Source organism: Vibrio ponticus (genome assembly GCF_009938225.1).
In the GTDB taxonomy this organism is placed as follows: domain Bacteria; phylum Pseudomonadota; class Gammaproteobacteria; order Enterobacterales; family Vibrionaceae; genus Vibrio; species Vibrio ponticus.
This window is the reverse complement of the sequence record NZ_AP019657.1, coordinates 2,821,798-2,843,751: the sequence shown is the minus strand read 5'-3', so window position 1 is coordinate 2,843,751 and position 21,954 is coordinate 2,821,798. Positions and strand designations below refer to the sequence as shown.

General features: G+C 46.8%; 16 protein-coding genes, 6 tRNA genes, 3 rRNA genes and 1 riboswitch. Of the genes, 21 read left to right on the top strand and 4 right to left on the bottom strand.

Going from position 1 to position 21,954, the window contains the following annotated elements:
- The first annotated feature begins 6 nt into the window (after positions 1 to 6).
- The 17 genes from hemG to thiH all read left to right on the top strand — a co-directional run bounded on the left by hemG (position 7) and on the right by thiH (position 14,321).
- Entirely contained in the window at positions 7 to 534 is a 528-nt protein-coding gene (hemG, locus tag GZN30_RS12830; RefSeq protein ID WP_075648131.1) for a menaquinone-dependent protoporphyrinogen IX dehydrogenase, read from the top strand.
- 487 nt (positions 535 to 1,021) lie between these two features.
- A 16S ribosomal RNA gene (locus GZN30_RS12825) occupies positions 1,022 to 2,576 on the top strand.
- Between the two features lie 90 nt (positions 2,577 to 2,666).
- Positions 2,667 to 2,742, top strand: a tRNA-Glu gene (locus GZN30_RS12820).
- A gap of 2 nt (positions 2,743 to 2,744) precedes the next feature.
- Positions 2,745 to 2,820 (top strand) — tRNA-Lys (locus tag GZN30_RS12815).
- 9 nt (positions 2,821 to 2,829) lie between these two features.
- Positions 2,830 to 2,905 (top strand) — tRNA-Ala (locus tag GZN30_RS12810).
- 35 nt (positions 2,906 to 2,940) lie between these two features.
- Positions 2,941 to 3,016 (top strand) — tRNA-Val (locus tag GZN30_RS12805).
- Positions 3,017 to 3,369: 353 nt separating this feature from the next.
- Positions 3,370 to 6,260 (top strand): 23S ribosomal RNA (locus GZN30_RS12800).
- A 110-nt stretch (positions 6,261 to 6,370) separates the two neighbouring features.
- Positions 6,371 to 6,486 (top strand): 5S ribosomal RNA (rrf, locus tag GZN30_RS12795).
- The 16S, 23S and 5S rRNA genes sit together here with 6 tRNA genes alongside, the layout of an rRNA operon.
- 44 nt (positions 6,487 to 6,530) lie before the next feature.
- A tRNA-Asp gene (locus GZN30_RS12790) sits at positions 6,531 to 6,607 on the top strand.
- Positions 6,608 to 6,676: 69 nt separating this feature from the next.
- Positions 6,677 to 6,753, top strand: a tRNA-Trp gene (locus GZN30_RS12785).
- Positions 6,754 to 7,540: 787 nt separating this feature from the next.
- Complete coding sequence (gene crcB / locus GZN30_RS12780) at positions 7,541 to 7,924, top strand: fluoride efflux transporter CrcB (RefSeq protein ID WP_075647687.1); 384 nt, start codon at positions 7,541 to 7,543, stop codon at positions 7,922 to 7,924.
- A gap of 62 nt (positions 7,925 to 7,986) precedes the next feature.
- A riboswitch (TPP riboswitch) is annotated at positions 7,987 to 8,085 on the top strand.
- 153 nt (positions 8,086 to 8,238) lie between these two features.
- Positions 8,239 to 10,176, top strand: a complete 1,938-nt coding sequence (gene thiC, locus GZN30_RS12775) for a phosphomethylpyrimidine synthase ThiC (protein ID WP_075647688.1) — start codon at positions 8,239 to 8,241, stop codon at positions 10,174 to 10,176.
- Positions 10,176 to 11,441, top strand: a complete 1,266-nt coding sequence (locus GZN30_RS12770; RefSeq protein WP_075647689.1) for a thiamine phosphate synthase — start codon at positions 10,176 to 10,178, stop codon at positions 11,439 to 11,441. Before thiC ends, GZN30_RS12770 begins: the two co-directional genes overlap by 1 nt.
- Positions 11,428 to 12,216, top strand: a complete 789-nt coding sequence (locus GZN30_RS12765; RefSeq protein ID WP_075647690.1) for a HesA/MoeB/ThiF family protein — start codon at positions 11,428 to 11,430, stop codon at positions 12,214 to 12,216. Before GZN30_RS12770 ends, GZN30_RS12765 begins: the two co-directional genes overlap by 14 nt.
- Complete coding sequence (gene thiS, locus GZN30_RS12760; RefSeq protein WP_075647691.1) at positions 12,194 to 12,418, top strand: sulfur carrier protein ThiS; 225 nt, start codon at positions 12,194 to 12,196, stop codon at positions 12,416 to 12,418. The genes GZN30_RS12765 and thiS overlap by 23 nt, the downstream gene beginning before the upstream one ends.
- Positions 12,419 to 12,420: 2 nt before the next feature.
- Positions 12,421 to 13,200: a thiazole synthase gene (locus GZN30_RS12755; RefSeq protein WP_075647692.1), complete on the top strand. Its 780-nt coding sequence runs from the start codon at positions 12,421 to 12,423 to the stop codon at positions 13,198 to 13,200.
- 8 nt (positions 13,201 to 13,208) lie between these two features.
- Positions 13,209 to 14,321 carry a 2-iminoacetate synthase ThiH gene (gene thiH / locus GZN30_RS12750; RefSeq protein WP_075647693.1) on the top strand — a complete coding sequence of 371 codons (1,113 nt, stop codon included), beginning with the start codon at positions 13,209 to 13,211 and terminating at the stop codon, positions 14,319 to 14,321.
- Positions 14,322 to 14,419: 98 nt separating this feature from the next.
- On the opposite strand, the gene GZN30_RS12745 is transcribed toward thiH, so the two are convergent.
- Positions 14,420 to 16,210 (bottom strand): aminopeptidase P family protein, encoded by a 1,791-nt coding sequence (locus GZN30_RS12745; protein WP_075647694.1) that lies wholly within the window; start codon positions 16,208 to 16,210, stop codon positions 14,420 to 14,422.
- 143 nt (positions 16,211 to 16,353) lie between these two features.
- On the bottom strand, positions 16,354 to 17,295 hold the full coding sequence (locus GZN30_RS12740) for a LysR family transcriptional regulator (protein WP_075647695.1): 942 nt from the start codon (positions 17,293 to 17,295) through the stop codon (positions 16,354 to 16,356).
- A gap of 107 nt (positions 17,296 to 17,402) precedes the next feature.
- Here GZN30_RS12740 and GZN30_RS12735 point away from each other — a divergent pair, with 107 nt between their 5' ends.
- Both GZN30_RS12735 and tsrA read left to right on the top strand, forming a co-directional pair.
- A complete protein-coding gene (locus tag GZN30_RS12735; protein WP_075647696.1) occupies positions 17,403 to 18,593 on the top strand; it encodes a multidrug effflux MFS transporter in 1,191 nt (396 codons plus the stop codon).
- Positions 18,594 to 18,694: 101 nt separating this feature from the next.
- Positions 18,695 to 18,979 (top strand): H-NS-like global regulator TsrA, encoded by a 285-nt coding sequence (gene tsrA / locus GZN30_RS12730; protein WP_075647697.1) that lies wholly within the window; start codon positions 18,695 to 18,697, stop codon positions 18,977 to 18,979.
- A 37-nt stretch (positions 18,980 to 19,016) separates the two neighbouring features.
- On the opposite strand, the gene asnC is transcribed toward tsrA, so the two are convergent.
- Positions 19,017 to 19,481 carry a transcriptional regulator AsnC gene (gene asnC / locus GZN30_RS12725; protein WP_075647698.1) on the bottom strand — a complete coding sequence of 155 codons (465 nt, stop codon included), beginning with the start codon at positions 19,479 to 19,481 and terminating at the stop codon, positions 19,017 to 19,019.
- 145 nt (positions 19,482 to 19,626) lie between these two features.
- On the opposite strand from asnC, the gene GZN30_RS12720 reads away from it, so the two are divergent.
- The gene (locus GZN30_RS12720; RefSeq protein WP_075647699.1) at positions 19,627 to 20,406 is read left to right on the top strand and encodes a class I SAM-dependent methyltransferase; all 780 of its coding nucleotides are present in this window, start codon (positions 19,627 to 19,629) and stop codon (positions 20,404 to 20,406) included.
- Positions 20,407 to 20,508: 102 nt separating this feature from the next.
- Positions 20,509 to 20,985, top strand: coding sequence for a hypothetical protein (locus tag GZN30_RS12715; RefSeq protein WP_075647700.1), 477 nt, complete (start codon positions 20,509 to 20,511; stop codon positions 20,983 to 20,985).
- A 79-nt stretch (positions 20,986 to 21,064) separates the two neighbouring features.
- Here the strand turns inward: GZN30_RS12715 and GZN30_RS12710 are convergent, their stop codons facing one another.
- Positions 21,065 to 21,943 (bottom strand): carboxylate/amino acid/amine transporter, encoded by an 879-nt coding sequence (locus GZN30_RS12710; RefSeq protein ID WP_075647701.1) that lies wholly within the window; start codon positions 21,941 to 21,943, stop codon positions 21,065 to 21,067.
- Positions 21,944 to 21,954: the final 11 nt, after the last annotated feature.

Sequence of the window (21,954 nt, the reverse complement as noted above, 5' to 3'; positions counted from 1 at the left end):
CTAAATGTGAAAAAGGCATTGTTTCTATATTCTTCCCAAGAAGGGCAGACGATTAAAATCCTAAAACATATCGAAGCGCAGCTGGGAGGATATCAATGTGAGCTGGTGGATTTGCATCAGGCAGACCGCATTGACTTCTCTTTATATGAGCGAGTACTGATTGGTGCATCGATTCGTTATGGCAAACTCAATAAAAAGCTCTATCAGTTTATTGAAGCCAATCTTGCGCAGTTGCAGCAACATAAAGTCGCTTTCTTTTGCGTCAACCTAACCGCAAGAAAAGAAGACCAAGGTAAAGATACCCCAGAAGGAAGTGTCTATATTAAGAAGTTTCTGAAGCTATCCCCTTGGCAACCGGAATTGATTGGTGTGTTTGCTGGTGCACTTTATTACCCTCGTTACGGCTGGTTTGACAAAATGATGATTAAACTGATCATGACATTGACTGGGGGAGAAACGGATACCAGTAAAGAAGTCGAGTATACCAACTGGGAAAAAGTGACTTTATTTGCCGAAAAATTTAAGAACTTGTAAACAAAACCGCCTCTTTTGGCGGTTTTAGCTTAATAAATAATCGAACGATAAAAAAAACGAAAAAACTTCAAAAAAGCACTTGCCAAAGCGAACGCGATCTCTATAATGCGCCCTCGTTGACACGGCAAAGCTTCGAAAGAAACGAAAGCCAAGTTAACAAGGTCAAATTAGCCAAGCGAAACGCTTGAAAAAAAGTTTGAAAAAAGTGGTTGACACTAAACTTAATCTCGCTAAAATGACCGTCCGTTTTGAGAGAACTCAAAACGAAAAGCTCTTTAACAATATAAACCTATCAATCTGTGTGGGCACTCGTCGATGATAATCCAATTAGAAGCTTAGGCTTCAAATTTGATTTCAATGAACTGAGTGACCAATTAAGACTTCGGTCTTAGCACAGTCAATTCATTATCGTTCTGTTGGAACGATAATAGCTTTAAAATTACATTAGTAGTTTTGAAGTCAGTATTCATTGAGTCACCAAAATCTTAAATTGAAGAGTTTGATCATGGCTCAGATTGAACGCTGGCGGCAGGCCTAACACATGCAAGTCGAGCGGCAGCGACAACATTGAACCTTCGGGGGATTTGTTGGGCGGCGAGCGGCGGACGGGTGAGTAATGCCTAGGAAATTGCCCTGATGTGGGGGATAACCATTGGAAACGATGGCTAATACCGCATGATGCCTACGGGCCAAAGAGGGGGACCTTCGGGCCTCTCGCGTCAGGATATGCCTAGGTGGGATTAGCTAGTTGGTGAGGTAAGGGCTCACCAAGGCGACGATCCCTAGCTGGTCTGAGAGGATGATCAGCCACACTGGAACTGAGACACGGTCCAGACTCCTACGGGAGGCAGCAGTGGGGAATATTGCACAATGGGCGCAAGCCTGATGCAGCCATGCCGCGTGTATGAAGAAGGCCTTCGGGTTGTAAAGTACTTTCAGTAGGGAGGAAGGTTCATGCGTTAATAGCGTATGGATTTGACGTTACCTACAGAAGAAGCACCGGCTAACTCCGTGCCAGCAGCCGCGGTAATACGGAGGGTGCGAGCGTTAATCGGAATTACTGGGCGTAAAGCGCATGCAGGTGGTTAGTTAAGTCAGATGTGAAAGCCCGGGGCTCAACCTCGGAATTGCATTTGAAACTGGCTGACTAGAGTACTGTAGAGGGGGGTAGAATTTCAGGTGTAGCGGTGAAATGCGTAGAGATCTGAAGGAATACCGGTGGCGAAGGCGGCCCCCTGGACAGATACTGACACTCAGATGCGAAAGCGTGGGGAGCAAACAGGATTAGATACCCTGGTAGTCCACGCCGTAAACGATGTCTACTTGGAGGTTGTGGCCTTGAGCCGTGGCTTTCGGAGCTAACGCGTTAAGTAGACCGCCTGGGGAGTACGGTCGCAAGATTAAAACTCAAATGAATTGACGGGGGCCCGCACAAGCGGTGGAGCATGTGGTTTAATTCGATGCAACGCGAAGAACCTTACCTACTCTTGACATCCATAGAACTTAGCAGAGATGCTTTGGTGCCTTCGGGAACTATGAGACAGGTGCTGCATGGCTGTCGTCAGCTCGTGTTGTGAAATGTTGGGTTAAGTCCCGCAACGAGCGCAACCCTTATCCTTGTTTGCCAGCGAGTAATGTCGGGAACTCCAGGGAGACTGCCGGTGATAAACCGGAGGAAGGTGGGGACGACGTCAAGTCATCATGGCCCTTACGAGTAGGGCTACACACGTGCTACAATGGCGTATACAGAGGGCTGCCAACCAGCGATGGTGAGCGAATCCCAAAAAGTACGTCGTAGTCCGGATTGGAGTCTGCAACTCGACTCCATGAAGTCGGAATCGCTAGTAATCGTGGATCAGAATGCCACGGTGAATACGTTCCCGGGCCTTGTACACACCGCCCGTCACACCATGGGAGTGGGCTGCAAAAGAAGTGGGTAGTTTAACCTTTCGGGGAGGACGCTCACCACTTTGTGGTTCATGACTGGGGTGAAGTCGTAACAAGGTAGCGCTAGGGGAACCTGGCGCTGGATCACCTCCTTATACGATGATTATTGCGATGAGTGTTCACACAGATTGATGGTTTATAAAGTAAGAGAGATTTGAAGCATCCCCCAAGATGTTTCGCGCAGTGTCCCGTTCGTCTAGAGGCCTAGGACACCGCCCTTTCACGGCGGTAACAGGGGTTCGACTCCCCTACGGGATACCATTGGGTCGTTAGCTCAGTTGGTAGAGCAGTTGACTTTTAATCAATTGGTCGCAGGTTCGAATCCTGCACGACCCACCATTTCTCGATGGGGCTATAGCTCAGCTGGGAGAGCGCCTGCCTTGCACGCAGGAGGTCAGCAGTTCGATCCTGCTTAGCTCCACCATTCGAGACTTCTTCCACAAGAAGTAAAACTAATGTGGGCGATTAGCTCAGTTGGGAGAGCACCTGCCTTACAAGCAGGGGGTCACTGGTTCGAGCCCGGTATCGCCCACCACTCTCTAAATGTTTTTGGAAGTCAAACTCCAAACCACTGCGGTAAAACGGAAGGTGGTTAGGTTTTTTGCCCTCTAAAGAACCTTTAGAAAGTGTTACTTTGATAAAAAGTGGCATCGCTCTTTAACAATTTGGAAAGCTGACAAAACAACAATTTATTGTTGTTTGTAAAGTTCTCAAAGTATTCATTTATTGAATACACAAAAACACATTCAAGTGTTCTTGGGTTTTGTCTTACTGTTTTAAGTAAACAAAACATATTTGAGTCCGGCAAAATCGAGTCTGCATCATGTATAAAAATTGCAGACAACTTTGGTGATTTGATTATCAACTCGAAACTCCTTCGGGTTGTATGGTTAAGTGACTAAGCGTACACGGTGGATGCCTTGGCAGTCAGAGGCGATGAAGGACGTATTAACTTGCGATAAGCCCAGATTAGGCAGTAAAAGCCACTTGAGTCTGGGATTTCCGAATGGGGAAACCCACTAGCATAAGCTAGTATCGCTACGTGAATACATAGCGTAGCGAGGCGAACCGGGGGAACTGAAACATCTAAGTACCCCGAGGAAAAGAAATCAACCGAGATTCCGAAAGTAGCGGCGAGCGAAATTGGACTAGCCCTTAAGCTTTACACGCGTTAGACGAACGGTCTGGAAAGTCCGACGATACAGGGTGATAGTCCCGTAGTTGACGATGTGTGTTCAGTGAAATCGAGTAGGGCGGGACACGTGTTATCCTGTCTGAATATGGGGGGACCATCCTCCAAGGCTAAATACTACTGACTGACCGATAGTGAACCAGTACCGTGAGGGAAAGGCGAAAAGAACCCCTGTGAGGGGAGTGAAATAGAACCTGAAACCGTGTACGTACAAGCAGTAGGAGCAGGCTTTGTCCTGTGACTGCGTACCTTTTGTATAATGGGTCAGCGACTTATATTCAGTGGCAAGGTTAACCATCTAGGGGAGCCGTAGGGAAACCGAGTCTTAACTGGGCGTTCAGTCTCTGGATATAGACCCGAAACCAGGTGATCTAGCCATGGGCAGGTTGAAGGTTGAGTAACATCAACTGGAGGACCGAACCGACTAATGTTGAAAAATTAGCGGATGACTTGTGGCTAGGGGTGAAAGGCCAATCAAACCTGGAGATAGCTGGTTCTCCCCGAAAGCTATTTAGGTAGCGCCTCGGACGAATACTACTGGGGGTAGAGCACTGTTAAGGCTAGGGGGTCATCCCGACTTACCAACCCTTTGCAAACTCCGAATACCAGTAAGTACTATCCGGGAGACACACGGCGGGTGCTAACGTCCGTCGTGGAGAGGGAAACAACCCAGACCGCCAGCTAAGGTCCCAAATTATTACTAAGTGGGAAACGATGTGGGAAGGCTTAGACAGCTAGGATGTTGGCTTAGAAGCAGCCATCATTTAAAGAAAGCGTAATAGCTCACTAGTCGAGTCGGCCTGCGCGGAAGATGTAACGGGGCTAAGTAATAAACCGAAGCTGCGGCAATGAAGTTTACTTCATTGGGTAGGGGAGCGTTCTGTAAGCCGTTGAAGGTGTGTTGTAAAGCATGCTGGAGGTATCAGAAGTGCGAATGCTGACATGAGTAACGATAAAGGGGGTGAAAAACCTCCTCGCCGGAAGACCAAGGGTTCCTGTCCAACGTTAATCGGGGCAGGGTAAGTCGACCCCTAAGGCGAGGCCGAAAGGCGTAGTCGATGGGAAACGGGTTAATATTCCCGTACTTCTTACAATTGCGATGGGGGGACGGAGAAGGCTAGGTGGGCCTGGCGACGGTTGTCCAGGTTCAAGTGCGTAGGCTGAAGAATTAGGTAAATCCGGTTCTTCTTAAGGCTGAGACACGATGTCGAGCTACTACGGTAGTGAAGTCATTGATGCCATGCTTCCAGGAAAAGCCTCTAAGCTTCAGATTGTAAGGAATCGTACCCCAAACCGACACAGGTGGTCGGGTAGAGAATACCAAGGCGCTTGAGAGAACTCGGGTGAAGGAACTAGGCAAAATGGTACCGTAACTTCGGGAGAAGGTACGCTCTTGACGGTGAAGTCCCTCGCGGATGGAGCTATTGAGAGTCGCAGATACCAGGTGGCTGCAACTGTTTATTAAAAACACAGCACTGTGCAAAATCGTAAGATGACGTATACGGTGTGACGCCTGCCCGGTGCCGGAAGGTTAATTGATGGGGTTAGACTTCGGTCGAAGCTCTTGATCGAAGCCCCGGTAAACGGCGGCCGTAACTATAACGGTCCTAAGGTAGCGAAATTCCTTGTCGGGTAAGTTCCGACCTGCACGAATGGCGTAATGATGGCCACGCTGTCTCCACCCGAGACTCAGTGAAATTGAAATCGCTGTGAAGATGCAGTGTACCCGCGGCTAGACGGAAAGACCCCGTGAACCTTTACTACAGCTTGGCACTGAACATTGACCCTACATGTGTAGGATAGGTGGGAGGCTTTGAAGCAAGTACGCCAGTATTTGTGGAGCCGTCCTTGAAATACCACCCTTGTAGTGTTGATGTTCTAACGTCGACCCCTAATCGGGGTTACGGACAGTGCCTGGTGGGTAGTTTGACTGGGGCGGTCTCCTCCCAAAGAGTAACGGAGGAGCACGAAGGTGGGCTAATCACGGTTGGACATCGTGAGGTTAGTGCAATGGCATAAGCCCGCTTAACTGCGAGAATGACGGTTCGAGCAGGTGCGAAAGCAGGTCATAGTGATCCGGTGGTTCTGAATGGAAGGGCCATCGCTCAACGGATAAAAGGTACTCCGGGGATAACAGGCTGATACCGCCCAAGAGTTCATATCGACGGCGGTGTTTGGCACCTCGATGTCGGCTCATCACATCCTGGGGCTGAAGTCGGTCCCAAGGGTATGGCTGTTCGCCATTTAAAGTGGTACGCGAGCTGGGTTTAGAACGTCGTGAGACAGTTCGGTCCCTATCTGCCGTGGGCGTTGGAGAATTGAAAGGGGCTGCTCCTAGTACGAGAGGACCGGAGTGGACGAACCTCTGGTGTTCGGGTTGTGTCGCCAGACGCATTGCCCGGTAGCTAAGTTCGGAATCGATAACCGCTGAAAGCATCTAAGCGGGAAGCGAGCCTTGAGATGAGTTCTCCCTGATACTTTAAGTATCCTAAAGGGTTGTCGGAGACTACGACGTTGATAGGTCAGGTGTGTAAGTGCTGTGAGGCATTGAGCTAACTGATACTAATTGCCCGTGAGGCTTAACCATACAACACCCAAGGGGTTTTGATGGACTCAAAGAAAGAACAAAACTTGATTGTGTAGAGAACACAAAACAGCTTTCCAAGTTATTCTCTAGAAATAGAGAGAAAGAATTTGCTTGGCGACCATAGCGTTGCGGACCCACCTGATTCCATGCCGAACTCAGAAGTGAAACGCAATAGCGCCGATGGTAGTGTGGGGCTTCCCCATGTGAGAGTAGGACATCGCCAGGCTTTATATTTTGAACGCTTGTTATTAATAACGAGTATTCCACTGCGGAGTGGTAGTTCAGTTGGTTAGAATACCGGCCTGTCACGCCGGGGGTCGCGGGTTCGAGTCCCGTCCACTCCGCCACTTATTCGAAAACCTCGCTTTTGCGAGGTTTTTTTGAATCTACACTGTGATAAACTGTAGTTCAAATTTAGGGGTGTAGCTCCAATTGGCAGAGCAGCGGATTCCAAATCCGCGTGTTGGGAGTTCGAATCTCTCCACCCCTGCCATATACTAAGCCTCAGCAGTAATGCTGGGGCTTTTTTACGTCTGCATTTTATGGTTTTAGTCAATTGGCAGAGCAAGCGGATTCCGCTATTTACCAAAGAGCGCGTGTTGGGGTGAATAGTTCGAATCTCTGGATCGCCAGCCCGGTCCACCCCTGCCATCTTCGAAAGCCTCGACAGAAATGTCGGGGCTTTTTTGCATTTGTTGCTTTTGCAAAGCAAATGTTGGGAGCTTGTGCGCAAGCCCGGCGCCTCCGCCATATTCGAAGGCTCTGACTTAGGTCAGGGCCTTTTTCGTTTCTGGTAGAAACGAAATTGGAACGTTCGATATCTAAGATATCTCTCTTCGAGAACATTCCGTATCGTAGATACGTCATTTCGAGATGCGGGAAAGTTCAGTCTCTTCGATACTTCACTTTGAGAGTGGAAATAGAGCACTCCGTATCCGCGATACTTCGCTTCGGGATGGAGAAACGTTCTTTCTTTGGCTCTATATTCCAACGAGTGCCTCTCGGTTTTCAACTCTACACTCTCTTGCTCTTCTCTCGCATCCGTAGCGCAGCGTTCCGAACTCCCGTATCCACTTTCCCGCATCCGTAGTGCAGCGTTCCGAACTCCCGCATCCACTTTCCCGTATCCGTAGCGAAGCGTTCCAAACTCCGTTATCCGTCAAAGTGACTACGGTAACTTTTTTAATCTGTTAGCTTTTATGGGGTGAATATTTAGTTTGTAGACTCGAAATTTTTCAGGTTATGGCTACAATATAGCCACTTACAGTTTTGGGGGATTTATGGGACAGCTTTCCATTTTAGGTTTTATTGCTCTTGGTGGCGCTTTTGGTGCGTGTTCTCGCTATCTCGTCTCAGAGCTTTGTGTCGCGCTGCTGGGTCGAGGTTTTCCTTACGGCACACTCACTGTTAACGTTGTGGGCTCATTTATTATGGGACTACTGATTGCGGCATTTGAAAGTGAAATCATGTCGATTGAACCTTGGCGACAAATTATCGGCCTTGGTTTCCTTGGTGCTCTAACCACATTCTCTACGTTCTCAATGGATAATGTACTGCTGATGCAGCAGGGCGCATTCTTTAAGATGGGCTTAAATGTGTTACTCAATGTCTTTTTGAGCATCTCAGCGGCGTGGTTAGGTTTTCAATTACTGATGAAGTCTTAACAAAAATTTAAATATTTTTGTACAGGTCAGCTTGGTTTAGACCTGTCAATTGCTTATAATTGCATCACTTGTCGGAGTGCCATTTGGCTGAGACCGTTAATTCGGGATCCGTTGAACCTGATCAGATTAGAATCTGCGAAGGGAACAGGAGAAGATATTATCGTTAGGGATGTTTCTATCATCCTAGCGTACCTATCAACATATCGATGTTGTGTTTAGGTTGCTACAACCTAATTTTCGATACCTCTTGTCATATCGTTCCGCCAAGCATTTTTATCCCATACGTTTATAAAAAATGAGCAAGGAAAAATGCTATGTCGAGTCGCAAGCAAGCAAGACTGGAAGCTAAACAGTTTATTGATACTCTCTCAGTACAACCTTATCCAAATTCGCATAAGGTGTATGTTGAGGGTTCCCGTCCTGATATTCGAGTACCAATGCGCGAAATATCTTTGGCCGATAGCCTAGTCGGAGGCACCAAAGAAGCGCCTGTATTTGAGCCTAACGAGCCTATTCGTGTATACGATACCTCTGGTCTCTACACCGATCCTGAACACCAAATCGACCTTTACAATGGCTTACCTAAGCTTCGTGAGCAGTGGATCGAAGAGCGCAGTGATACCGAAGTTTTGGATGATGTTAGCTCCGTCTATACCAAAGAGCGTTTAGCCGATGAAACTCTCGATGAGCTTCGTTACGGTAATCTACCACGTATAAGACGTGCTAAGAGCGGTAAATGTGTTACTCAACTTCACTATGCTCGTCAGGGGCTTATTACTCCTGAAATGGAGTACATCGCTTTGCGTGAGAACATGGGACGTGCTCGCTATCGCGATGAAGTTCTCACTCAGCAGCATCCTGGCCAAAGTTTTGGTGCGAATCTACCCAAAGATATTACTCCTGAGTTTGTACGCAAAGAGGTCGCTGAGGGGCGCGCCATCATTCCTTCTAACATCAACCATCCAGAATCGGAGCCAATGATTATTGGTCGTAACTTCCTAGTCAAAGTGAACGCTAACATCGGCAACTCTTCAGTGACTTCGTCAATAGAAGAAGAAGTAGAGAAGCTGGTTTGGTCAACACGCTGGGGTGGTGATACGGTTATGGACCTGTCGACTGGGCGTAATATTCATGAAACTCGTGAATGGATCTTGCGTAACAGTCCTGTTCCTATTGGGACGGTGCCTATGTACCAAGCGTTAGAAAAAGTGAATGGTATTGCTGAGAACCTTAATTGGGAAGTGATGCGTGACACACTGATTGAGCAAGCCGAGCAGGGCGTGGATTACTTTACCATTCACGCAGGGTTACTTCTACGCTATGTGCCAATGACGGCAAAACGGGTTACCGGCATTGTCTCTCGTGGTGGTTCCATCATTGCTAAATGGTGTCTAGCCCATCATCAAGAAAGTTTTCTTTATACTCATTTCCGCGAAATCTGTGAGATCTGCGCTAAGTATGATGTCGCGCTTTCTCTTGGAGATGGGCTTCGTCCAGGTTCTGTCGCAGATGCTAACGATGAAGCGCAGTTCGCTGAACTTAGAACGCTCGGTGAGCTAACCAAGATCGCTTGGGAATATGATGTGCAAGTGATCATTGAAGGCCCGGGCCATGTGCCAATGCACATGATCAAAGAAAATATGGAAGAGCAGCTTGAGCATTGTCATGAAGCGCCTTTTTATACCTTAGGTCCACTTACAACTGATATTGCCCCAGGCTACGATCATATTACTTCGGGTATTGGTGCGGCGATGATTGGCTGGTATGGCTGTGCCATGCTGTGTTATGTCACGCCGAAAGAGCACCTTGGGTTACCAAACAAGGATGATGTTAAGACCGGTCTGATTACTTATAAATTGGCTGCCCATGCGGCGGATTTGGCAAAAGGTCATCCGGGAGCACAAGTGCGCGATAACGCCCTGTCGAAAGCGCGCTTTGAGTTCCGCTGGGAAGACCAATTTAACTTGTCTCTCGATCCGGAAACTGCACGCAGTTTCCATGATGAAACCTTGCCGCAAGAATCAGGTAAGGTTGCTCACTTTTGCTCAATGTGTGGTCCTAAATTCTGCTCGATGAAGATTTCGCAAGAGGTGCGTGAATACGCTAAGGACACCGAACAGGTAGCGGCCGATCAAGCTATAGAGATAAAAATGCTTGATGACCCATTAGAAGGAATGCGTCAGAAATCGGCGGAGTTTCTTGCGACTGGGTCAGAGTTGTACCATCCAGCGGTCAGCACAGAGGCTGAGTAATGATGGTCTCTATACTGGTTCCATCGAGTAAGATTGAGTTAACCGGTGAGATTCAACAGGCTCTTTTGTTAGCCAAGCAGCAAGGTTTGGCTATCGACAATATTGAGTTGGGTGTTAGCCCAACTCAATATCTGTTAATCAAAACCGATCAATCAGAACTCGTTATCGGTAGCGATCTCTGGTCATGTTCATCAAGAGATTGCCATCGTTATATTCACTATCACAGTAGTCAGGCGAGTTTACCAATTGAGAGCAATGCGGTTTATCACGGGATTGTAGATGGGAATGCTTGGCTAGATATTTGGATGCACGCAGAAAATCGTGAAACCCGCGCCATTGGCTATCAGAACGATCCAACATTGGTTGAACCCCGTTATCATTTTGCTTGGGCAATCGCATTACTGAGTCTCGATTTTCCGCTCGAAGATGCGTTAACTTTTGCTCGCGGCAAGATGCATGTTTCACGTGAAACATGGCCGAGTGAATACGGTGACTTTCCCGTGCCGATACTTGAACACGATAAATTTGGTATTTCGGTTGGTTGGAATGTCACATCTGAACTAGAGCAATTTAGTCATGTCGATGCGACTAAGTTAGGTTTGTATCCGGTGGTTGATAGTTTTGACTGGGTGGCAACCCTACTTGAATTGGGCATTAAAACCATTCAGTTAAGGATTAAAGATCCTGATGCTCCGGATCTAGAACAGCAAATCATCGATGCAATTGAACTTGGCAGGCAGCATTGCGCGCAAGTGTTTATCAATGATCACTGGCAATTGGCGATTAAGCATTGCGCTTATGGTGTGCATCTAGGTCAGGAGGACCTGGAGGTATCGAACATCTCTCAACTACGCAGGGCAGATATTCGACTAGGTTTATCGACTCATGGTTACTATGAGTTATTGAGGATAGTTCAGCTTAAACCGAGTTACATTGCTCTCGGGCATATCTTCCCGACAACCACCAAACAGATGCCTTCTAAGCCACAAGGGTTAGTTAGATTAGCGTTGTACCAGACCTTGATAAATAGCATCCCTAATGTGAATCATGCTAACGCTACGCAGAATTTCGGTTATCCAACGGTCGCAATTGGCGGTATCGATCTCTCCAATGCAGCATCGGTTTGGCGTTGTGGCGTGACCAGTCTAGCGGTAGTCCGAGCAATCACTCTCGCGGACTCGCCGCAAGAGGTCATCGGTGAGTTCGAACAAATTATGCGAGATAAAGCATTGCTGGTAGAGGAGGTGCTGGATGTTGACGGATGAACAGTTTATTCGTTATCAGCGTCAAGTAGCTTTGCCTGAAATCAGCGAGATTGGTCAACAGCGTTTATTCCAATCGCATGTATTGATTATTGGTTGTGGTGGTTTGGGCAGTGCGGCGGCACTCTATCTAGCAGGGGCAGGCGTGGGTCGATTGGTTTTGGTCGATGATGACAGCGTCGAAGTCAGTAACCTCCATCGGCAAGTAGCGTATCGAAGCTACGATTTGAACAGTAGTAAAGTTAACGCGATTTCTCGTCAATTGTCGGAGCTCAATTCCGAAGTTCAGTTACGCAGTATCACGCGTCGTATGGACGAATCACAACTGAGCTTGGAAGTGATGTTGGCTGATGTTGTCCTTGATTGTAGTGATAACTTAACGACGCGACAGTTAGTCAATCATGTCTGCTTTCAGCAAAAGACGCCGTTAATTTCCTCAGCTGCAATAGGTTGGCAAGGGCAGTTTACTGTTTTTGACTATCAGCAAGGGCAAGGCTGTTATCGCTGTCTTTATCCGTTTGATGAGCTTGTTCAAGCGCAGAGTTGCAGCGAATCAGGAGTTCTTGGACCTGTAGTTGGCACGTTAGGTAACTATCAAGCGTTGGCTGCGATTCAGAAACTCGCGCTTGGGGAGTTCTTAGTTGCAACAGGGCAAATTCATCTCTTTGACGGTAAAACTATGCTTTGGCAGACCATCAATATCTCACAAGATAGCCATTGCTCCGTATGCGGGGCATTAGTGGAGGAAGTCATCCATGACTCAACCAAACACAGCTAATATCACCATTACGATCAATCAACAGACGCAAGTGGTGGTTGGCGATAGCCACCTTGGTCAGATAATTGATCAACTTGAACTGCCTGCAGAAGGCTGCGTGTTCGCAATCAATAATCAAGTGATTCCCAAAAGTGAATGGTCGACCATGATAGTAAATCAAGGCGATGCGATTTCACTTTTTCAAGCGATAGCAGGGGGCTAATCATGAGTTCTATTTCAGCTTTAACCATTGCCGATAAGCGTTTTGATTCGAGACTTTTTACAGGGACGGGAAAATTTGCCAACAGTGAAGTGATGGCACAAGCGATTCGCGCTTCTGGCTCCCAACTCGCAACCATGGCGTTAAAGCGGGTTGATATTAATGACAAGCAAGATGATATTTTGCAGCCGCTGGTCGCAGCCGGAGTCAATTTACTGCCCAATACTTCCGGTGCGAAGAATGCTCAAGATGCCGTTTTCGCTGCTCATCTAGCTCGTGAAGCGTTAGGAACCAATTGGCTCAAGTTAGAAATACACCCAGATCCCAAGTATTTGATGCCCGATCCGATCGAGACGCTAAAAGCGGCAGAGCAACTGGTGCGAGATGGGTTTGTAGTTCTACCTTACTGTCATGCCGACCCCGTGTTGTGTAAGCGTTTAGAAGAGGTGGGGTGCGCTGCGGTAATGCCGCTTGGTGCTCCTATTGGCTCAAACAAAGGGATTGCCTCGCGTGATTTTCTTGAAATCATCATCGATCAAGCTCGAGTTCCGGTGATTGTTGATGCCGGGATTGGCGCGCCATCTCATGCGGCGCTTGCAATGGAAATGGGCGCGGATGCTGTGTTGGTCAATACTGCTATCGCTGCAGCGCAGCAACCCGTGGCGATGGCACAGGCTTTCAAGTTAGCGGTTGAATCTGGGCGATTAGCCTATCAAGCTGGATTGGCTGGGCAGGTTTCTCATGCCATTGCATCGAGCCCGTTAACCGCATTTCTTGATTCGTGAGGCTAGTGATGAGTTTTTTGCAGCAATTCAATCAACTCAATTGGGATGATATTTCACTGTCTATTTTGAGTAAAACCGCTGATGATGTTGAACGCGCATTGAGCAAATCTAAGCGTGATCTTGAAGACTTTAAGGCGCTGATATCCCCTGCGGCGGAACCTTACTTAGAGCAGATGGCACAAGCATCCTTGGCATTAACGCGTAAGCGATTTGGTAACACCATGTCGTTATATATCCCGCTTTATCTTTCCAATCTGTGTGCTAATGCGTGCACTTATTGCGGTTTCTCAATGGAGAATCGCATTAAACGTCGCACATTGAATGAACAAGAGATCCGCGCGGAAATTAATGCTATTAAAGCGATGAAGTTCGATAGCGTGTTATTGGTGACCGGTGAGCATGAAACGAAAGTCGGTATGAATTACTTTCGCCAAATGCTTCCACTGATTAAGCCGCACTTTAATTATCTAGCGATGGAAGTGCAGCCGTTAAAGCAGCATGAGTACGCTGAGCTTAAAAGCTTAGGTCTTGATGCGGTAATGGTCTATCAAGAAACCTATCATCCTTCGACTTACGCACAGCATCATCTACGGGGCAATAAAACCAACTTTGAGTTTCGTCTCGAAACACCCGATCGGCTTGCCAAGGCGGGGATTGATAAGATTGGTATTGGCGCTTTGATTGGATTAGAAGATTGGCGAACCGATTGTTTCTACGTTGCCGCGCATCTTGATTACTTAGAGCGAACCTATTGGCAGACACGGTATTCGATATCTTTTCCTCGTCTACGACCTTGCGCCGGAAGTTTGCAGCCTAAATCGTTGATGAGTGACAAGCAGTTAGTGCAGTTGATTTGTGCTTATCGTCTGTTGAATCCAGAAGTTGAACTTTCGTTGTCGACCCGCGAGAGTGAAGCCTTTCGGGACAATGTGTTACCTCTAGGTATCACGAGTCTATCGGCAGCTTCAAAAACCCAGCCGGGGGGCTACGCGATGCAAGAAGCAGAGTTAGAGCAATTTGAAATTAGTGATGAACGCAGTGCCGCAACCGTTGAAGCGATGATACGCAGCAAAGGTTTCGATCCTGTATGGCGTGATTGGCATTCGGCATATTCTGGCTAATCATCCGTATGTTTCACGTGAAACATAAAAGGCTCCCGCGGGAGCCTTTTATTTATCGATAACCGACCGATTATGCGGTTAGCTATTCACTGTTTCTTTTAGTGACTGAGTGCGCGAGTTGCTTGACGCAGCCATTGCTTGGCTAGTTCATCATCAATCAGTTGGTTGAGGTCTTGCCATACTTTTTCATGGTAGTCGTTTAGCCAGGCGAGTTCTGGACGAGTCAGTAGGTTGACATCAATATTACGTAGGTCGATTGGACAGCGCGTTAGTGACTCAAAGGTTAGCACTGAGAAATCGCCTTGAGTTGGAAGTTCAACAACCAGCTCTAAGTTCTCAATACGAATACCAAACTGTTCTGCACGGTAGTAGCCAGGCTCATTAGAAAGCACCATACCTTCTACTAGCGGCACATCAATCTGTTTCTTCGAGATGCTAGCTGGACCTTCATGTACACTGAGGAAGTGACCGACACCATGACCAGTACCATGGTCATAATCGAAGCCTTCTGCCCATAGATGTTGACGAGCAAGCGTATCGATTTGATAGCCACGGGTACCTTGTGGGAAGCGTGCACGAGCGACACCGATGTGTCCTTTTAAAGCGAGAGTAAATTGCTTAATCATTTCCGCACTCGGCTGTCCAATCGCGATAGTACGCGTAATGTCAGTGGTACCATCAAGATACTGACCGCCTGAATCCACTAAGTACAAGCTATCCATGGTGAGCTGTCCTGGTTCAGGCTGGTTCTCATGGTTGTAGTGACACATCGCAGCGTTACTACCTGCTGCTGAAATGGTATCAAAGCTTAGGTCCATAAGCGTTGGATCTTGGCGACGAATTGATTCTAGCTTGTCTGCCAACACGGCTTCGTTATGTACGTTACCTTGCGCTACTTCACTATCTAGCCAACTCAGGAATTGCACCATTGCGACGCCATCACGAATGTGACACGCTTTCATGCCTGCAATCTCAGTTGCGTTTTTGGCGGCTTTTGGCATCAGACATGGATCAGCGGCACTAATCACTTGAGCATCTGAATTTTGCAGTACCAGTTTGACCCAAGCGTTACTTGTCGCCGGATCAACCAGGACCTTACTACCATTCAGTGCTTCTAGTTGAGCTTGTAGTTGTTCTGGATGATAAACAGAAACACCTGTGCCAACGTGCGCGGCAAACTCAGCTGGAATACGAGTAGGGTCTAAGAAGAACTCAACATTACCATTGGCGTGTAAAATCGCATGAGAAAGCAGGACCGGAAGACGAGATACATCTAAACCACGAATATTGAGTAACCAACAAATTGAATCGAGAGCGGTAATCACAGCGCTGTCCGCACCTTGCTTCGCAACTAGTGCGGCGATCTCAGTGCGTTTCTCTTGGCTCGATTGACCAACAGACTCGGTTGGCATTAGACGTACATCAGAAAGCACTGGTGCTGGTCGGTCAGACCAAAGTTCATCAATCGGATTGCTGTTAAGAATTTCTAGTTGGTGGTTTTTCGCTAGCTTCGCTTGCGCACCTTCTAGCCAAGCGCCATTGTGCATGCGAGGGTCAATCGCCACTTTACCGCCAACAGCAACTTGTTCTGTTACCCAATCCAATGCTGGTTCATTGATTAGGTGGCGATATTCGAACAGCTCTGCAGGTACTTGTTTGGTGACTTGCACTGTATAGCGACCATCAACAAAAATTGCCGCTTTTTCGCGAGTGATGACTGCAACACCTGCTGAACCGGTAAAGCCTGTTAGCCAGTGAAGACGCTCGTTATGAGCGGGAACGTATTCACCGAGATATTCATCTTCATGAGGTACCAGTAAAGCATCAAGGTTATGCTGAACAAGCCATTCTCTAATGGCACTTAAACGTTGTTCAGTAGTTGTAAGCATCGTTTTAATCCTTCAATTTGTTGTGGTCGCACTACAGTTACGACAGTGCAGAATAAGCTACTCTTTTTGTTTCATCGCTGCAAATGTTAGCGTAAGCATATTTTGTTAACTGGTGTTTATCACCAGAAAGGTGTCTCATACACCTATCTTAACGCGTCGGTTTTATCGCGAATCATGGTTCGTAACCATGATAGAGCTGGGTCATTCTCACGATCTCGATGCCAAAACAAAGTGTATGCCATGGGTGGAAACTCCATCGGTAACGGCAATACGGTTAAGTTGAGCTGCTTTGCCGCCAATTGAATAAAGTGGCTTGGCGCGGTAAAGATAAAATCGGTATAGCTACACAAACTCGCTGCACTGTTAAAATCAGGAACGGTGATAGCGATATCACGTTCTCGTCCCATGTCTGCGAGGCGATAATCGAGTAACCAGCGGTCGTTACCATCACAACGAACTTGTACGTGGCGCTGCTTGAGGTAGTTCTCAAGATTCCAGGGTTGGTTTAACGCGGGATGGTTATTACGAATTAAACACACTTGGTTATCACGATAGATTTCCTGCTCACAGATATCACTTGGGGGGAGCATGGTGAGCTTGGCATCATTAATGTCGATATCTTTACCGGTAATACCAAGATCGATTTCACCGCGTTGCATTAATGGAAAAGTTTGCTCATTCCAGGGATGGGTACTGATGGTGACATTCGGCGCTTGCTTAAAGATATGCGGTAAGAAGTGCGGCAAGATCAGTGGATAAACACTTTCCACAGCGGCAATTTGAAAACGGTAGTCACTTGAGTCAGGCGTGAATTGCTCAGGTTGCGTCAGTATTTCTAATTGGTGGATCAAGTTATCGAGCTTAGGTTTTAAGAATAGCGCTTTGGGTGTGGCGGTTAAGCCATGGGAAGTTCGCACGAAAAGTGGGTCGTCAAACTGGGTTCTTAACTTAGCTAGGTTCTTGCTCACGGCTGATTGTGACAAACAGAGCCGACTGGCAGCGCGAGTGACATTGAGTTCTTCAAGCAATACTTTAAGACAAACCAGCAGATTAAGGTCAATGCGAGCAAGTTTTTCGATATTCATTGGTATTCCTAACTAGAATAACTGAGATGATTTAATGTCATTGGAAGTAATATCTAGCCTAACTTAGACTAGCGCCAATTTCATTAGTTAATCGTTTAGTTGTTTCAATGCATACTTCATACACCCCTAAAAAATCACAAATGGCACTGCTCACCCTGTTAGTGCTGTTTAGCCCTTTAGCCATCGATATCTACTTGCCGGCATTGCCTTTGATGTCTGAAGCGTTTCACGTGGAACATGCATTAACTCAAGGAACGATTACTTGGTTCTTATTTGCCATGGGCGTAGGTCAGTTATTTGCTGGTCCCTTGGCGGATAAACTCGGACGTCGAACTGTTGCATTGGGTGGCATTGGTATTTACGGTTTGAGCGCTCTATTGGCGTGGGGAGCTCAAAACATAGAGTGGATGCTGGTTGCTCGTATGCTACAAGGCTTAGGTGCGTGCGCGACATCGGTAGCAGCCTTTGCAACAGTTCGCGATCTATTTGGTCCTGAAAAGAGCGGACGAATGATCAGTTATCTTAATGGCGCAATCTGTTTTATTCCCGCTTTAGCGCCTATTTTAGGTAGTTGGTTAACTCAGCAGTTTGGCTGGCGCAGTAACTTTAGCTTTATGGCGCTATATGCCTTGGTTGTCTTCGCTTTGTTGTTTACCAGCATGAAAGAGAGCAACCCACAGGTAAGCAAAGAACCAGTGTTCCGTCTCAGTCGTTATCTCGATATTTTGCAAACCCCTTCATTTTTATTCCATGCCAGCCTATGTATGTTGGCAATGGCAGTGATTCTTGCGTATGTGACTTCTGCTCCAGTGGTCTTGATGGGCGAGTTAGGTCTTGATATGAACCAGTTTACGTTTTGGTTTGGCATCAATGCAGCATTAAATATCACCGCGAGTATGACGGCGCCAAAATGCATGGATAGATTGGGAACGCGAGCTACACTATTAATTGGCTTGGCTATTTTGATGGTGGCTGGCGTATTGATGTTAGCGTTAGCCGACATTGCGAGTCCAATCGCTTTCATGCTTCCTGTGTTTCTTTCATCGATTGGCTTTGCTTGGATTCTTGGCGCAGCCGCAGGCAAAGCGTTGGCGCCGTTTGGCGATAAAGCGGGCACGGCAGCGGCGCTATTAGGCTTGTTCCAGATGAGCGGTTCTGGTTTAGTGATCGGTATCATCCAGCTATCAGGTTTAGAACCGAAAGTGATGATCGCGATTCAGATGCTGATTGTTCTGCCTTGGTTCTTGCTGCTGTTTACTAAACCTGCGCGAGCTTGGCACCAAGCTGCGACGTATTAATTGTTGGAATATTGCCAAGATTTGGGCGACAACTATGCCAAGTTACAAAAACGGTGTATATTTAGCCTTTGATTTTTTAACTGGTGGATTTTAGGAAAAACATGTCTCTAACGACGTACGAGATGGCTCGATTATTGGAGCAACTGGACAGTTCTCCAGAAAAAGTTATGTTTGGTAAATTGCTTAATGAATTAGGCAACCAAAGTGGCGAGCGCATTCAAAGCGCAGCGAAACAAGTTCCGCTGCCAATGCTGAGAGATATCGTTTACCATTTTCAACAAGTGATTGCCTCGCGCAAAGACGAACAAGTGGATCTGCTAGCAAAACAGATCTCTGAGCAAGGTATCTCTGTTGAAGAGTTAAAAGAGTACTTAGCTTCACGCTAAACAGATTTTAAAAAGCTCGCTAGTTAGCGAGCTTTTTTTATGGGTTTACATTGCGATTGATCGGGTTTTGCAGCGAGATGAGTGTCTCGGTTGATTGGACTTCATCAATGGCTTGCAACTTGTCGATCAACACATATTGCAACTCTTCGATTGAACGACACATCAGTTTGACGAAGATGTTGTATGCCCCAGTGGTGTAGTAAGCTTCGACCACTTCTTCCAAAGCATTGAGTTTTTCCAGTGCTGAATGATAGTCGCGAGCTGCATTGAGGTTAATACCGATAAAGCAGCACACATCGTAGCCGAGCTTTTTACTATCAACGATCACTTCAGTGCCTTGTATAACTTGCGCAGCTTTCATCTTTTCAATTCGAACGTGAATCGTCGCTGGGCTGACGTTATATTTTTTCGCCATTTCAGCGTAAGGTGTTCGCGCATCAGCCATTAAGGTTTTCAGTATGGCTTTATCAAGATCATCCAGTTTGTTTGCCTGAACCTGCATTGCTTTTCCCATCGTAGTCAATTCGTTCTAGCTGAACCTAGTGTATGTGAATAATACTACTATGAAGGAAAGGTTTCCCTTTAGCTAGTGCGATAAAATCCGCTAAACTTCAAACTTCTTTTTTGCGCTTTAATGGAGCCCGCTTTTGCAACTACAACTTGTGTGTGAAGACCTAACCCAAACCGAACGTCTAAATGAAATTGCAGCTCGTTGGGGGTTACAACATGATGAGCAGAGCGTGTTTGCTTTAGTGTTGACCGAACAGCGACTTGAACTGCGTAAGCTAGATGAGCCTAAACTGGGTGCGATTTATGTCGACTTAGTCTCAGGCGCTGTGGCGCATCGCCGTAAATTTGGTGGTGGTAAAGGGCAAGCAATCGCAAAAGCAGCAGGTTTAAATAAAGGTGCTACACCAACCGTGCTTGATGGAACGGCGGGGCTAGGGCGTGATGCATTCGTTCTCGCATCACTCGGTTGTAAAGTGCAAATGGTCGAGCGCCATCCGGTTGTTGCTGCGCTACTCGATGATGGACTAGCGCGAGCGAAGCAAGACACTGAAATTGGAGAATGGGTTTCTGAGCGCATGTCTCTTGTGCACGCTTCAAGTCATAATGCATTGAGTGATCTGGTCAATGACCCAAATTTTGTTGCGCCAGATGTGGTTTACCTTGATCCAATGTATCCACACCCAGAAAACAAAAAGAAAAGTGCTTTAGTGAAAAAAGAGATGCGCGTGTTTCAGTCTTTAGTCGGCGCTGATAATGACGCAGACGCGCTATTGCAACCGGCGTTGGCTTTGGCAACGAAACGTGTGGTAGTAAAACGTCCTGACTATGCTGAGTGGCTAGACAACCAAAAACCGAGCATGGCGATAGAGACTAAGAAAAATCGCTTTGATGTCTACGTTAAGGCGTCAATGAGTTAATTATCACTTTTGCCACATTGAGAAACATTTTGCGCTTGCGCTAACTTGATACTGCATGTATATCTTAGTAATAATAATTCGTATTCTTGCTGAGGTGGTAGTATGAGTAAGCGCTTATGTAAATTGAATCGTCACGATATTGCGCAGCAGTTGAGTGATATTCAACGTATTGTCGCAGCGCCAAAATACCTCTGTCGCTCATGTGCACGGGCATCACAAGATAAAAATCTATTGTGTAAGCCAATGGCGCTACAAGCGGTGAATCTTGACGTGCCCGTAGCGGTAGAAGAGAAAAGTGTTTTACCTCAGCAGAGTGACGTTCTGCTTACTGCACAAGTTGAGTCTAGCGAATCATTGCTTGGTCAATCTCCGCTCAGTAAGTCTCAGCTTAAACAAGCCAAGAAGCAGGCTAAGAAGCAGAAGAAGTACTTCAAAAAGCTCAAGAAGACGGTCGATAAGCAGCAGAAACTACTGCGTAAACAGCAGAAACTCGAACAGCAATTTAATAAGACCAATATGAGTCTCAACCAGTTGACGCTAGTAAGTGGCTTGCCTGCTTCTCAACATGCAATGCATTAATTGGTCAACGTTGTACAAATATAAATAGCCCGCGATGATCGCGGGCTATTTATTTCTGGTGTGATAAGCGGCGATTAAGCTAAGCCGAAGCGTAATCACGCGCGACGCGACGTTTTACCCAGGTTTCATTGACCCACAAAGACAGCATGATAATCGCACCACCAATGCCTAAGCGCAGCAAGTCGACATCTCGATTCCAAATAACGATATTAACGATAAGTCCTGCTGGCACCAGTGCATTATTCATGACTGCCAGCGCGCCTGCGTTAACCATCGTCGCTCCTTTATTCCACGCGAAGTAACCGAGACCAGAAGCAATTAAACCAAGATAGATAAGGATACCCCACTGAGTGTTAGTAGTCGGTAACTTGTCTACATTACCCATTAGCGTAAAGGCGATGGTGGCGACGACCAGAGCCCCGAGATAGAAATAACCAAAGACTGCGTGTTGCGGCAATTCCACTTGCTCGGTTTCCATAATGTATTTGTAACCGACCTGACCGATGGCGAAACACAGGTTAGCACCTTGTACCACTAAAAAGCCGATTAGGAAGTTTTCATTGATGCCGGCAAACTTAATTACGGCAGCGCCAGCGACAGCGATGGCTGCCGTGACTAAATACCAAGGTGAGAAACGCTTTTTGAGTAAGTCGTAAATTAGCGTGACATAAATGGGCGTAAAGACGGTGAAAAGTAGTACTTCTGGTACGGAAAGGAGTAAAAAAGATTGGTAATAGAAGCAGTACATCAAGCCGAGCTGAAAGCCGCCAACGACCATCAACTTGCTGATCAGTGATTTACTGACACCTTTAAACTTAATAAAAGGCAAGAACACGACGCTTGCTAATGCCACTCGCATTAACACTGAAAACCAAGAATCAACCTGACCAGCAAGATAAACGCCAATCAAGCTAAATGAAAATGCCCACAGCAAAGTGACGGCTGATAGATAACCCATAATCCATACCC